The sequence below is a fragment of the Vibrio sp. V39_P1S14PM300 genome (assembly GCF_009904765.1).
Taxonomy (GTDB): Bacteria; Pseudomonadota; Gammaproteobacteria; order Enterobacterales; family Vibrionaceae; genus Vibrio; species Vibrio proteolyticus.
The window spans coordinates 1-12985 of the sequence record NZ_WXWP01000074.1; the positions used below are offsets into that span (position 1 = coordinate 1).

A 12985-nucleotide genomic window follows, 5' to 3' on the forward strand; every position below is an offset into this window, starting at 1 on the left:
CCCTGAAAGCTCCGCTGCAGTGGTACAATTTTTTTAATTTTTGGACTTTAAGTAATCAGCACCATGACGACGCAAACTGACAACATTACTTTCGGCGCCGATCGCCTGACCATTGAAGACGTAGTCGCTATCGCCAATGGCGCCTCAGCCCGTCTCAACGCCTCACCGGAGTTTCTGGCTCGTATTGACTGTGGCGTCGCATTTCTTGAGCGTCTGCTGAAAGAGGAAGGCGTGATCTACGGCGTGACCACGGGCTATGGCGACTCTTGTACTGTAGCGATCCCACCAGAGCTGGTGGAAGAGTTGCCTTTACATTTAACCCGTTTCCACGGCTGCGGGCTGGGCGACGTGTTGTCACTCCAGCAGGCCCGAGCCGTGCTGGCGACGCGCCTGTGTTCTTTGGCCCAGGGCGTATCCGGCGTCTCGCATGATTTATTGAATCAGATTGTCACCCTGATCAATCAGGACATCGCACCGCGGATTCCTCAGGAAGGATCGGTTGGTGCCAGCGGCGACCTGACGCCTCTCTCCTATCTGGCGTCAGCCCTCATTGGAGAGCGTGACGTTCTGTACAAAGGCGAAGTTCGTCCAACAGCAGAGGTATTTGCCCAGCTCGGTATTGCGCCGATCAAACTCAAACCCAAAGAAGGGTTGGCACTGATGAACGGCACCTCGGTGATGACGGCCCTCGCCTGTCTGGCCTATCAGCGCGCCGAGTATCTGGCGCAGCTGTGCACCAAAATTACCGCCATGGTTTCGGTGGCCATGCACGGCAATGACTTTCATTTTGACGCGGCACTGTTCGCGGTGAAACCACACCCGGGCCAGCAACAAATCGCCGCCTGGCTGCGTGACGATCTCAAAGCAGAACGGCCACCACGCAACAGTGATCGACTGCAGGATCGCTACTCGCTACGCTGTGCCCCTCACGTGATCGGCGTAGTACAGGATTCTCTGCCGTGGCTGCGTCAGATGATCGAAAATGAACTCAACAGTGCCAACGACAACCCGATCATTGACGGCGACAACGAACGGGTGCTCCACGGCGGCCATTTCTACGGCGGCCACATTGCCATGGCGATGGACACCTTAAAAACCGGTATCGCGAACCTGGCCGATCTGCTCGATCGTCAGATGGCCCAGTTGATGGATTACAAGTTCAATAATGGTTTGCCGTTTAACCTCACCGGCGCACAAGGGGCACGTAAACCGATCAACCACGGATTCAAAGCGGTGCAGATTGGCGTTTCCGCCTGGACCGCCGAAGCGCTGAAACACACCATGCCAGCGAGCGTGTTCTCCCGCTCCACCGAATGCCACAATCAGGACAAAGTCAGTATGGGCACCATCGCGGCTCGCGACTGCCTGCGCGTACTGGAGCTGACCGAACAAGTCGCCGCCGCCTCATTGCTGGCCGCCACGCAGGCTCTTGAGCTTCGTCGCCGGGACAACCAGTTGGATGTGCAGCATATGAGTGACAACCTGACCATGATCCGCGACGCGGTGCTGAGTGAGTTTGATTTTGTGACGGAAGATCGTCCGCTGGAAGACGATCTGCGCCACTTCATCGCTCGCATTCAGTCACAGCACTGGGCCCTGTACCCTTAACTTTTAAACGGAGCGACGATGAACCAAGCGATCGTATACCCACTGGAAGCTGAGGTGACGCTAACCACCTCATTTCAGGACGCCGATCCGATGGGCGTGATCTACCACGGCAACTACTTCCGTTTTTTTGAAGAAGCGCGTCGGGTGATGATGGACAAAATTGGCTACGGTTATCTGGCGATGAATGCCTCGGGTTACATGTGGCCTATCATTGACACCCGGGTAAAATACGTCAAAGCGATCCCGTTTAACCACGCAATTCGTGTTAAAGCCACACTGACCGAATGGGAAAACCGTCTGCGGGTGGATTACCTGATCTCAGACGCCGACACCGGACAACGGATGTGTAAAGCCCATACCACACAAGTCGCCGTAACGATCGCAGAACAGGAAATGTGTTTCGTCTCACCGAAAGTGTTCACCGATAAGGTCGAGCAATGGCACCAGAATGGCGGGGACAATCAATGCGAATGATCCTCACCTTGATGGCCTTACTGCTGTCACCACTTTGTCTGGCGCAGGTCACCGATCTGATGTCTTTGCAGCACCAATTGGCACAACACAACATCGTGCGCGGTGAGTTTACTCAGCAGCGTGAGATTGCCATGTTCGACCAGCCACTGGAATCGTCCGGCCAGTTTGTGCTCGACAAAAAACATGGCCTGTTGTGGCAACAAACCACACCGTTTCCGGTCAACCTGGTGCTGACTGAAGATAAGTTGCAGCAGACGTTTGCTGACCAAAGCCCGCAAGTGGTCACGGCGCAGGACAACCCGATGGCGTTTTACTTTACGCGCGTGTTCCTCGCGGTGTTTCATGGCGATACCGCGGTGCTCAAACAGCAGTTTGAGCTGAGTTTTCACGTTGAAAATGGTCAGTGGGTGCTCATACTCACTCCGAAACAAGCGCCACTCGATAAAGTATTTCAGCGCATCACCTTGTCCGGCCAAACGGACATCGAACAGTTGACGCTGCAAGAGCTGCGCGGGGATAACACCCGTATCCAATTCCATCATCAAACCCATCAGCCCGAGACACTGAGTGATGCCGAGCAAACCCAGTTTGATTTCTGATTCCGGGCTAGGTGGCCGCCGAATCGCAGTATGGTGGTTGATTCTGGTGACTCTGTGCCTCGCTTTACTCACAAAGCAGTGGGCTTTTTCCGCTCAGGCGCCAATTGAAACCGACATCCTCAAACTGCTGCCCAAGAACCAGCAGAACCCGCTGGCTGAACAGGCTTTCGATAATGTCACCACCAGCCTGAGCGACAAAGTGGTGTTTGTCCTGACCGGGACAGAAGACGCATCAGTGTACCAAGCGGCCGACACTCTAGGCGCCCGCCTGAAACAGAGCGGCTACTTTGCCACCATCACCGCCCGTATTGATGCTGATCAGCAGGCTCAATGGGCCAGCTACTATTTTCAACACCGCTTTCAGCAACTGACCGAAGAACAGCGCCAGCGCCTGACTCAATCCCCACAAGCGCAGCTCACCAAAGTGATACAATCGCTGTATAACCCATTTTCAGGCGTCACCAGCGAGGAGCTGAAAAACGATCCGTTCCTGTTGTTTCGTGACTACCTGAACCAACTCACTGCCGGTTCATCTCAGTTCAAATTCCATGATGGCTTTCTCACCACGCGGCAGGAAGGTCAGCTCTATGTCTTAGTCAGCGCAGAACTTCGCCAGTCCCCTTACAGTATGGCCGCGCAACAAGCGGTGCCGGAGATTGAGCAAATAGAGGCCCTTCTCCGGCAGGACTACCAGGTCGACACCTTACACAGCGGCGTGTTGTTTTACGCCAGTTTCGGTACCCAGAGCGCGAAATCGGAAATCAGTACCATCGGGCTCTATTCGTTGCTCGGCATTGTACTTCTGATCGCATTGGTCTTTCGCAGCCTGACCCCGCTGTCACTCGCTCTGCTGTCGATTTCGGTCGGCTTAGTCGTCGCGATGGCAGTCACAACCTGGCTGTTTGGCAAAATCCACCTGTTCAGCCTGGTGTTTGGTGCCAGTCTGATTGGCGTCTCTATCGACTATGCTTTTCACTACCTGACCGATCGCCTGGCGGCCGGCCCAAAGTGGAACAGTATCACCGGATTGAAGCACATCATGGCCGCGATCACTTTTGGCCTGCTCACCAGCCTGATCGGTTACTTAGGCCTGTTGGTCGCGCCATTTCCCGGCCTGCAACAACTGGCTCTGTTTTCTGCGATTGGCCTGAGCGCCGCGTACATGACGGTGGTCGCCTGGTATCCGTGGCTGGCGGCCAAACCCATGAGCGCCAGAGCGTTGCCGGCACAGTCAGTCTGGCAATGGTGGTTAGGTCTGTGGTCAAAACCAGCACTGAAATATGGGTTACCGCTCACTGTGCTGGGGGTCAGCGCGCTGGCGCTGACGCAGGTCCGCTACAACGACGATATCCGTCAGCTTCAAGCCATGCCAGACAGCCTCAAGCAGCAGGAAACCCGCATCGCCGATATCACCGGCCTGAAGGCTTCGCAGCAGATGTTAGTGGTCAGTGCCGATAACGATGAGTCCCTGATGCAAGCGCTGGAGTCACTGGATCCACAACTTCAACAGTGGCAGACACAACACATTCTCGGTGGTTACCAGAGTCTCAGCCAATACCTGGGTTCGCGGTCACGTCAGCAGCAGGATCATCATCTGATTGCCCGGCTGTACACCGATTACGCCCCCCAGCTCGCCAAACAGCTCAAATGGTCGGATACGCCCAGTCTCCCTGCAGGCTTTCGTGCTGTATCGTTGCAACAATATCTGTCTCAGCCGGTTGCGGATCCGCTGCGTTTTCTTTATCTGGGGCAGATTGATGGTCAGGCCGCTGCGGTTGTGATGCTGCGCGGTGTGTGCGATGCGTCAGTGATCAGAATCTATGCAGAAAACAGCGCGGGCCTCACTTACCTGGATAAAGCCGAAGACATCTCAGCATTGTTTGCCCAGTACCGGGTTAAAGTCATGGAACTGCTCATTGCCGCCGTTGCGGTGATCGCCCTGCTACTCCTGAAGCGTTACGGCTGGACACATACGATTCAGATTCTGTTGCCTTGTTTGATCGCTTGTCTGGCGGGTTTAGCGGTCACCACTCTGAGCGGCTCTGCTCTGAATCTGTTTAACCTGCTGGCCTTGATTCTGATCGTTGGTATCGGCATCGACTACACCTTATTTTTCGCCGAACAATCGCGCAGCCACGCGACGCTGCTGGCGATTACCCTGTCGGCGGTAACCACACTGCTGTCTTTTGGCCTGCTGGCACTGAGTCAAACGCACGCCATTCACAGTTTTGGCATCACGGTGCTAAGTGGCATTTTCGTTGCCTGGTTACTATCACCACTGGCCATTCGTGCTAACAAGGAGAATTCATGATCGGTTTGCGCTCTATCCAACGCACGGCTTTGATCGCCTTCGCGTGGATGCTGAGTGGCTGCGCTCTGGTGGCCGACTCCAGCGGCCCTCAGGTCGACATCGCGCCGCACACACGCGTGACTTTGCCAACACCAGCCCAACTGGGGTATCAGGTCACGGCCAGTCAATTGATTTCTGCCCAGTGGCAGGACGACACCAGCAAACATAGCCAGCAACTCCCAGTCCAACTTCAGGTCAAGCCTCAGCAGGTTTTGCTGGCGGGATTTTCCTCCTGGGGGACCCGAATTCTGTCGCTCAACTACCAGAACAATACGATCGACACACAAGTGATGAACGGTCTGGAAAATACGCTGCCTAAACCCGAACAGGTATTATTTAACCTGATGATCACGCTCTGGCCGCGTAGTGCTTGGGAAGAACCACTAAATCAAGTAAAGTGGCAAATGATTGATGCCAATAATACACGCACCATTTTAGATAACTCCGGTGATACCGTCATAGAAATCGAGTACCAAAGCCACGATCCGTTCAGCGGAGAGATTCAGTTCCACAACCGTAAGTTGAAGTACACTATTACTATCCAGACACTCAATCACCGGATCCAGGACGTTACACAGTAGAAAATCATCATGGTCACGCACGTTTCTCAGCCGATTTTTATCCAGGGCTGCGGATTCCACTCCGCGATGGGTAACACAGACACAGGGATAAAGCAGTGTCTGAGTAGTGGTATGTGTAACCACATGGAAGCGGATACTCAGATCCTCAATACCGACACCCCCACCGTCATTGGCCGGGTACACGAGGCCTTGCCCGCCATACCTTCGTCACTACGCCAGTTTGATACCCGCAACAACCGCTTGGCGCTCTCAGCGTTGCAGCAGATAGAGAGCACGGTGTATGCCGCGATTGAACAGTACGGCGCCGAACGTGTCGCCGTGGTGGTCGGCACCAGTACATCCGGGATTGCCGATGGCGAAGTGGCTTATGGCCAGATGCTGGCCACGGGCGAGTTTCCGTCTGACTACCATTACCGCAAACAGGAGCTGGGTAATTTAAGCGATTTCATCGCGGCATATTTTGGTCTTCAAGGACCTTGTTACGCCATATCCACCGCTTGCTCCTCCAGCGGTCGGGTCTACCTGACGGCCAAACGCATGCTGCAAGCCGGGCTGGCTGATGCCGTGATCGTCGGCGGCGCTGATACCGTATGCCGCCTGACCTTAAATGGCTTCAACGGATTGGAAGCTCTGTCACCGACATTATGCCAACCGTTCAGTGTCAATCGCAGTGGCATCAATATTGGCGAAGCGGCAGCCTTTATGTTGCTCAGCCATGCGCCCGCAAAAGTGGCACTGCTGGGCGTGGGCGACAGTTCGGATGCACACCATATCTCTGCTCCTCATCCCGATGGCGCTGGCGCCGAACAAGCCATGCGTAAAGCATTGCAGGATGCCAAGCTAACAGCTCAGGACATCGGTTACATCAATGCCCACGGCACGGCCACGCCACTCAATGACAGCATGGAAAGCAAGGCGATTTTCCGGGTGTTTGGCGATCGCGTGCCCGTCAGTTCAACCAAACATTTAACCGGCCATACTCTCGGTGCCGCCAGTGCGACCGAAGCAGCGATCGCCTGGCATATCCTCTCCCGCGATCTCAATCTGCCGAAGCAGCGCTGCCAACACAAAGCACCGGACATTGAGATTTCGTTAGTGGAACAAGAGATCAAACTTGGTCGCAAAGCCATTCTGAGCAATTCTTTTGCCTTTGGTGGCAACAACGTCAGTCTTATTTTGGGTTATCTCAATGACTAGTATTCCTTCAATTGAGCACCTGCTCCCTCACGATAAACCAATGATACTGATAGATCGCGCCCTCAGCGTGGCGACGGACAGTATCCACTGTCAGGTCGACATCGGTGAACACAACCCGTTTTATCACGCCGATACTCGAACAATACCGGCCTACGTCGGCATTGAATTTATGGCGCAATCAATCGCGGCTTGGTCCGGTTTCCATGCGTTACAACAGTCCCAGTCGCCGCCAATCGGTTTCCTGCTCGGAAGTCGCCGTTACCACAGTGACGTTGATCATTTTCAGGCCGGGCAAACTCTGGACATTTACGCTGAAAAAGTCATGGAAGATAACGGCATGGCCGTGTTTACCGCCCGACTGGATCTGGCAGGCACAACGCTCGCCTCCTGCCAGCTCAACGTTTATGTCCCGTCCGAACAAAAATTACAAGAAATGAAAATCAGGAGTCACGCATGACCCGACATGTACTCGTCACCGGTGCCAGTAAAGGCATTGGCCGCGCAATCGCTATTCAGTTGGCTCAAGATGGCTTTACCGTCGCCGTGCACTATATGGGCGACCAACACGGTGCACAACAAACCCTTGAGACCATCCTCAACCGTGGCGGCCAGGGCCGTTTGATTCAGTTTGACATCAGTCATCGTGAAGAGTGTCGCAGCCGTCTTGAGGCCGACATCGCCGAGCACGGTGCTTATTACGGCGTTGTCAATAACGCCGGCATTACCCGCGATACTGCGTTTCCGGCCATGACAGAAGAAGAATGGGACGGAGTGATCCACACCAACCTCGACAGTTTTTACAACGTGCTGCATCCATGTGTGATGCCTATGGTACAAAAACGCAAAGGCGGACGCATTGTGACGCTGGCGTCGGTGTCCGGCATCATGGGCAACCGCGGTCAGACCAACTACAGTGCTGCGAAAGCCGGCGTGATCGGTGCCACCAAATCGCTGGCGCTGGAACTGGCAAAACGCAAGATCACCGTCAACTGTGTCGCACCGGGCCTGATCGATACCAGTATGGTCGACGACCACGTCAAAGAGCACGCGTTACCACAGGTGCCGTTGCGTCGAATGGGCGAACCGGAAGAAGTCGCAGGACTGGTCAGTTACCTGATGTCCGACATCGCAGGCTACGTCACTCGCCAGGTCATTTCGGTCAATGGAGGTCTGATATGAGTCGTCGGGTTGTTGTCACCGGCATGTCCGGTGTGACCGCATTTGGTAACGACTGGCAGAGCATCGAGCCCAGATTGCGCGATTGCCAGAATGCCACTCAGTACATGCCTTCCTACGAACAGTACGAAGGCCTCAACACCAAACTGGCGGCACCGGTTGACGGGTTCGAGTTACCCCCACATTACAAGCGCAAGCAGGTGCGCGGAATGGGTCGTGTCTCCAAACTGGCGACGGTGGCGACCGAGAATGCGCTGGCGCAGGCCGGCCTTCTGGGTCACGAAGTACTGACCAACGGTGAAACCGGCATCGCTTACGGATCTTCAACCGGCAGTACCGATGCCATCGGCGCCTTCGGAGTGATGTTGAATGAGAAATCAACCCGGGCGATCACGGCCACCACGTACGTGCAGATGATGCCCCACACCACCGCCGTGAACGTGGGACTGTTTTTCGGCCTGCGCGGCCGCGTGATCCCCACCAGCAGCGCCTGCACATCGGGCAGCCAGGCGATCGGCTACGCCTACGAAGCGATTAAGCACGGCTATCAGACCGTGATGGTCGCCGGCGGCGGTGAAGAATTGTGCCCAACCGAATCTGCGGTGTTCGATACCCTGTTTGCAACCAGTTTAAAAAACGACACACCAAAAAGTACCCCCCGCCCATATGACAGTGATCGCGACGGCCTGGTGATCGGTGAGGGAGCCGGCACACTGGTTCTGGAAGAATACGAACACGCCAAAGCGCGTGGCGCGACCATCTATGCGGAAATCGTCGGCTTTGCCAGCAACTGTGACGCGGCCCACGTAACCCAACCGCAAATGGAAACCATGCAGATCTGTATGGAGATGGCGCTGAAAGACGCCAGACTGTCAGCCGATAAGATTGGCTATGTGTCTGCACACGGCACCGCCACGGATCGCGGTGACATTGCGGAAAGTAACGCCACCGCCAATGCGCTGGGGAAAGTGCCGATCAGTTCATTAAAAAGCTACTTCGGCCATACTCTTGGCGCCTGTGGCGCGATTGAAGCCTGGCTCAGCCTGGAAATGATGCACACAGGCTGGTTCTCCCCAACGCTCAATCTGGATCAACTGGACGCGCAGTGCGGCGACCTGGATTACATCACGGGCAGCGGTCGCGAGCTTGAAGTGGAATACCTGATGAGCAACAACTTCGCTTTCGGTGGCATCAACACCTCTATTATTTTTAAAAAACTCTCATTCTAACTACTATAAGGCACACAAAAGATGCTTAAACGTCTATTCGTTATCGGTGCAGTTCTGGTCATGGCCGGCTGTACCTCTCCCAAATTTGAAGGTGAAGCAATCGCTGAGACCAACCAGACAAAGTCGATGACCATTATTGAAGATGATGCCACACGCGATGTCTTCCTCGCCTCTATGCTGGCGTGGTGCAACGACAACGGTTATACCTGCAAAGTGGCTCTGGATGGCAGCCAGCCAAAACAGGATGAGCTGACTTTGGATTACGTCTCGCGCTGGAGCTGGGATTTCCGCACCTTCATTGCTGATGCCAAAATCAGTGCTTACAAAGACGGCGCCCGAGTCGGCACAGTAACGTTCAAAGCGCCAAATGGCCTGGATACGGAAAAATTTGGCGACGACACCAAACGCATTAAAGCCATGATGGATATCCTGTTTGATAAGACATCACCGGCGCAGGCCACCCTCGACGCCAAAAACGGCGTGATTTGATCGCAATGGCTCCGTGGACGGAGCCATTTTTCTTTCCCGCTCCGCTCACCTACAATACGTTCAAGCAAAGATAACGGAGTCTATTATGAGTGTGGTTTTTATTACCGGCGCCAACCGGGGCATCGGGCTAAGTCTGGTCAAACACTACCTGTCTCATGGCTGGCAAGTACACGCCACCTACCGCAAGGCCGCGTCAGCGACCGAGTTACTGTCCCTGTCCGCAACGCATGACCCCCTGCACTGTCATTCACTCGATGTGACCGATTACCCATCAGTCGCTGCGCTTGCAAGGCAACTGCCGCCTATCGACCTGCTGATCAACAATGCCGGTTATTACGGGCCGAAAGGTGGTCGGTTTGGCCATACCGATGAAATGGAATGGCGTCGGGTACTGGAAATCAACACCATCGCACCGTTAAAACTGGTGGAATACCTCTATCCTCGCCTCCAAGCAGGCTCATTGCGCAAGATAGCCTGCCTCTCCTCTAAAGTCGGCAGCATGACCGAAAATACCGCCGGTGGCGGGTATCTCTATCGCTCGTCCAAAGCCGCACTGAACTCTGTGGTCAAAAGCCTTAGCAACGATTTGAGTGAAAAAGGGTTTACCGTTCTGGCGCTGCATCCAGGCTGGGTACAAACAGACATGGGCGGACCCAATGCGCTGATTGACACAACCACCTCAGCGCAAGGCTTGGCAGACGTGATTGCTCAGGCAGACAACACGCAAAACGGCCAGTTTCTCAACTATCTGGGGGAGCGCCTGCCTTGGTAACGCAGCGGCGCATGGCCTGATACAGAAGGAGTCAGGCTAATACGCCTGACTCTACGTTTTTCAATAAGATAACAGGACAAAACATAGACGCTGGCTATCTGAGCGGAATTATCGCCTGGCGTAACTTGCAAAATAGCGGTATCCAACCAGACTTAGAGAGGATCTCAACCCCCAGTATAAGGAGAGTAAAGATGGCCACCGACAGAGAACTGGTCAATTTCAGTGAAGACCACGAACTGAATCACTGCTTGCGCAGTGCAGGCAAACGTCAGACCAAAGCCAACCGCGAAGCCTTGGTGGGCCTAGGCAGACAAGTCAAAGACCAGTTGGGCAAACGCGTGCTGACCCACGATGAAGTCAGCGATGCGATTAAAGGTAATGACACGTTATTTGAGTAATTCCCTGCCCCGTCAGCGGCCGAAAGGCGTTGTCGCTGACTTATTTTCCCGCCCTTTTTTTACCGCCGGATTTGGCTTTGCCTTTGGTGGCGTAGCTGCGCTTTTTACGTTTGAACGCCGGACGCTCCACTCTGGGTAACTGTTGAAGCGATGGAGGAACCGGACCCGCTTTTACGCGCTGCATCAGTTCGTCAATGCGCTGCAGCAACGCCTGCATAAACGGTTGATAGGCCTGATTACGCTCTGCCATGCCTTGCAGTTGATGCTCCCAGTGGGCGGTCATATCCGGATACGTTGACTCCCCCGGCAAAGCATGGATAAGCCCCCGCCCAGCCTCACTAGACAAGATCATTTTCCCCTCCCGCTTCAGCAACTGACGCTTAAACAAGGTATCCAGAATACCAGCACGAGTGGCTTCGGTTCCCAGCCCATCGGTATCCCGCAGGATTTTTTTCAGCTCTTTGTCTTCAACAAACCGGGCGATACCGGTCATGGCCTGAAGCAGCGTTGCTTCGGTGAAATGGCGAGGCGGTTCGGTCTTACGATCTTTGATTTCCCCTTCCCGGCACGTCAGCACGGTGCCTTCGGCCAAAGGCGGCACGCAATCGACACCATTGTCGTCGTCATCCACTTTACCGAGTAGCGTTTTCCAGCCAGGTGACACCAACTGGCGACCTTTAGCAACAAAGGTGCCTCCGGCAATATCGAACACCAATTTCGCCTCTGCGTACACCGCCGCCGGATAAAACTGCATCAGATACTGACGAGCAATCAGTGCGTAGACTTTCATTTCATCGCCAGAAAGTGCATTGACGCTGGCTTGTTTCGGCGTGGGGATGATCGCGTGGTGCGCGTCGACTTTTTTGTCGTTCCAGGCTTTGGATTTCAGGCTTAAGTCGGCGCCGTTCACCGCTGGTTGTAACTCTTTGGCATTGGTACGGATAGCCTCACACACAATACTCGCTTGCGCATAGTGTTCCATCGGCAAATAGCGACAGTCAGAACGCGGATAAGTGATCAGCTTGTGTTTTTCGTACAGTGCCTGACAGGTATCCAGCACACGCTGGGCGCTCATCGCGTAGCGCTTAGCCGCATCGATCTGCAAGGCCGAGAGTGAATAAGGTAAGGGTGGAGCTTGTCGGGTTTGTTTTTGCTCGGATTCGGTCACCGTCGCAGGTTGATTGGCTATTCGCCTGGCAACATTTTCCACCAGCTTGCGGTTAAGAATGCGCCCCTCTTCATCTTGCCATGGCTGACAGGCTTCACTCGGCTTCCAACGAGCGCGAATATCGAACTGCTGTGTGTCATCTTGATACGGAATCAACGCGTGCAACGTGAAATAATCTTTAGGGACAAAGTGTTCAATCTCTTCGTCGCGGCGCACCACTAATCCTAGTACCGGTGTCTGCACCCGCCCCACCGACAACACCCCCTGGTAGCCTGCTCGCTGGCCAAGCAAGGTGTAAGCTCGTGACATATTCATGCCATACAACCAATCGGCGCGCGAGCGGGCAAGCGCCGACACCGACAGCGGAATAAAATCCCGATTGCTGCGCATCTGAACCAGTGCTCGTTTGACTGCCGGTAAGTTTAAATCGCTGATCAAAAGGCGCTGAGCCGCGTCTTTTTTACTCTGACTGACTTTGCAATAATCCAGCACTTCATCGACCAGCAACTGCCCTTCGCGATCCGGATCCCCGGCGTGAATGATCTGCTGCGCTTCCTTAAGCAGTTTTCTGACCACTGTCAGTTGTTTACTGGCTGACTTTCGTGGGCGCAGCTGCCACTGTTGCGGCACGATCGGCAAATCAGCCATGTTCCACTTTTTATACCGCTCGTCGTACGCATCCGGTTCAACCTGCTCCAGAAGGTGACCAATACACCAAGTCACAACGTCTCCGTTGCCACAGCGGATAAATCCCTGATCATTTTTTTTCGGACCAGGAAGTGCCGCCGCAATAGCTCGGCCAAGACTGGGTTTTTCGGCGATAAACAAGCGAGACATAAAACAATTTCAGCAGATACAATAAGGGCCACATTATCCAATGTGGCCCTTATAATGCAAGATTAAACTGTATATTTAACCAGTTTAATTACGCGTCTTCTTTGCCT

Annotated in this window: 13 protein-coding genes; 12 read left to right on the plus strand and 1 reads right to left on the minus strand. The window is 54.3% G+C overall.

Annotation, left to right across the window (positions count from 1 at the left end):
• The first annotated feature begins 63 nt into the window (after positions 1–63).
• From CAG65_RS03590 to CAG65_RS03645, 12 genes are all read left to right on the plus strand, one after another.
• Positions 64–1608 (plus strand): HAL/PAL/TAL family ammonia-lyase, encoded by a 1545-nt coding sequence (locus tag CAG65_RS03590; RefSeq protein WP_161452227.1) that lies wholly within the window; start codon positions 64–66, stop codon positions 1606–1608.
• An 18-nt stretch (positions 1609–1626) separates the two neighbouring features.
• The gene (locus tag CAG65_RS03595) at positions 1627–2082 is read left to right on the plus strand and encodes an acyl-CoA thioesterase (protein ID WP_161452229.1); all 456 of its coding nucleotides are present in this window, start codon (positions 1627–1629) and stop codon (positions 2080–2082) included.
• Positions 2046–2681 carry an outer membrane lipoprotein carrier protein LolA gene (locus tag CAG65_RS03600; protein WP_443098370.1) on the plus strand — a complete coding sequence of 212 codons (636 nt, stop codon included), beginning with the start codon at positions 2046–2048 and terminating at the stop codon, positions 2679–2681. The genes CAG65_RS03595 and CAG65_RS03600 overlap by 37 nt, the downstream gene beginning before the upstream one ends.
• A complete protein-coding gene (locus CAG65_RS03605) occupies positions 2653–4992 on the plus strand; it encodes an MMPL family transporter (protein ID WP_161452231.1) in 2340 nt (779 codons plus the stop codon). The genes CAG65_RS03600 and CAG65_RS03605 overlap by 29 nt, the downstream gene beginning before the upstream one ends.
• Positions 4989–5612 carry a DUF3261 domain-containing protein gene (locus CAG65_RS03610; protein WP_443098371.1) on the plus strand — a complete coding sequence of 208 codons (624 nt, stop codon included), beginning with the start codon at positions 4989–4991 and terminating at the stop codon, positions 5610–5612. The genes CAG65_RS03605 and CAG65_RS03610 overlap by 4 nt, the downstream gene beginning before the upstream one ends.
• Positions 5613–5621: 9 nt before the next feature.
• Complete coding sequence (locus CAG65_RS03615; RefSeq protein WP_161452233.1) at positions 5622–6809, plus strand: beta-ketoacyl-[acyl-carrier-protein] synthase family protein; 1188 nt, start codon at positions 5622–5624, stop codon at positions 6807–6809.
• Positions 6802–7266: a hotdog family protein gene (locus CAG65_RS03620; RefSeq protein WP_021704329.1), complete on the plus strand. Its 465-nt coding sequence runs from the start codon at positions 6802–6804 to the stop codon at positions 7264–7266. Before CAG65_RS03615 ends, CAG65_RS03620 begins: the two co-directional genes overlap by 8 nt.
• A complete protein-coding gene (locus CAG65_RS03625; protein ID WP_161452235.1) occupies positions 7263–7988 on the plus strand; it encodes a 3-ketoacyl-ACP reductase FabG2 in 726 nt (241 codons plus the stop codon). The genes CAG65_RS03620 and CAG65_RS03625 overlap by 4 nt, the downstream gene beginning before the upstream one ends.
• A complete protein-coding gene (locus CAG65_RS03630) occupies positions 7985–9214 on the plus strand; it encodes a beta-ketoacyl-ACP synthase (protein ID WP_021704331.1) in 1230 nt (409 codons plus the stop codon). Before CAG65_RS03625 ends, CAG65_RS03630 begins: the two co-directional genes overlap by 4 nt.
• A 21-nt stretch (positions 9215–9235) precedes the next feature.
• Positions 9236–9703 (plus strand): Sbal_3080 family lipoprotein, encoded by a 468-nt coding sequence (locus CAG65_RS03635; protein ID WP_021704332.1) that lies wholly within the window; start codon positions 9236–9238, stop codon positions 9701–9703.
• A gap of 85 nt (positions 9704–9788) precedes the next feature.
• Positions 9789–10475, plus strand: a complete 687-nt coding sequence (locus tag CAG65_RS03640) for an SDR family oxidoreductase (protein WP_161452237.1) — start codon at positions 9789–9791, stop codon at positions 10473–10475.
• Between the two features lie 191 nt (positions 10476–10666).
• On the plus strand, positions 10667–10873 hold the full coding sequence (locus CAG65_RS03645; protein WP_021704334.1) for a hypothetical protein: 207 nt from the start codon (positions 10667–10669) through the stop codon (positions 10871–10873).
• A gap of 40 nt (positions 10874–10913) precedes the next feature.
• Here CAG65_RS03645 and CAG65_RS03650 read toward each other — a convergent pair whose 3' ends face one another.
• Complete coding sequence (locus tag CAG65_RS03650; protein ID WP_021704335.1) at positions 10914–12878, minus strand: DNA topoisomerase III; 1965 nt, start codon at positions 12876–12878, stop codon at positions 10914–10916.
• Between the last annotated feature and the right edge of the window lie 107 nt (positions 12879–12985).

Bases quoted from the DNA above. Each gene is read 5' to 3' on its own strand.
- CAG65_RS03590 (WP_161452227.1), top strand. From the start codon at position 64: ATGACGACGCAAACTGACAACATTACTTTCGGCGCCGATCGCCTGACC.
- CAG65_RS03595 (WP_161452229.1), top strand. From the start codon at position 1,627: ATGAACCAAGCGATCGTATACCCACTGGAAGCTGAGGTGACGCTAACC.
- CAG65_RS03600 (WP_443098370.1), top strand. From the start codon at position 2,046: ATGGCACCAGAATGGCGGGGACAATCAATGCGAATGATCCTCACCTTG.
- CAG65_RS03605 (WP_161452231.1), top strand. From the start codon at position 2,653: ATGCCGAGCAAACCCAGTTTGATTTCTGATTCCGGGCTAGGTGGCCGC.
- CAG65_RS03610 (WP_443098371.1), top strand. From the start codon at position 4,989: ATGATCGGTTTGCGCTCTATCCAACGCACGGCTTTGATCGCCTTCGCG.
- CAG65_RS03615 (WP_161452233.1), top strand. From the start codon at position 5,622: ATGGTCACGCACGTTTCTCAGCCGATTTTTATCCAGGGCTGCGGATTC.
- CAG65_RS03620 (WP_021704329.1), top strand. From the start codon at position 6,802: ATGACTAGTATTCCTTCAATTGAGCACCTGCTCCCTCACGATAAACCA.
- CAG65_RS03625 (WP_161452235.1), top strand. From the start codon at position 7,263: ATGACCCGACATGTACTCGTCACCGGTGCCAGTAAAGGCATTGGCCGC.
- CAG65_RS03630 (WP_021704331.1), top strand. From the start codon at position 7,985: ATGAGTCGTCGGGTTGTTGTCACCGGCATGTCCGGTGTGACCGCATTT.
- CAG65_RS03635 (WP_021704332.1), top strand. From the start codon at position 9,236: ATGCTTAAACGTCTATTCGTTATCGGTGCAGTTCTGGTCATGGCCGGC.
- CAG65_RS03640 (WP_161452237.1), top strand. From the start codon at position 9,789: ATGAGTGTGGTTTTTATTACCGGCGCCAACCGGGGCATCGGGCTAAGT.
- CAG65_RS03645 (WP_021704334.1), top strand. From the start codon at position 10,667: ATGGCCACCGACAGAGAACTGGTCAATTTCAGTGAAGACCACGAACTG.
- CAG65_RS03650 (WP_021704335.1), bottom strand. From the start codon at position 12,878: ATGTCTCGCTTGTTTATCGCCGAAAAACCCAGTCTTGGCCGAGCTATT.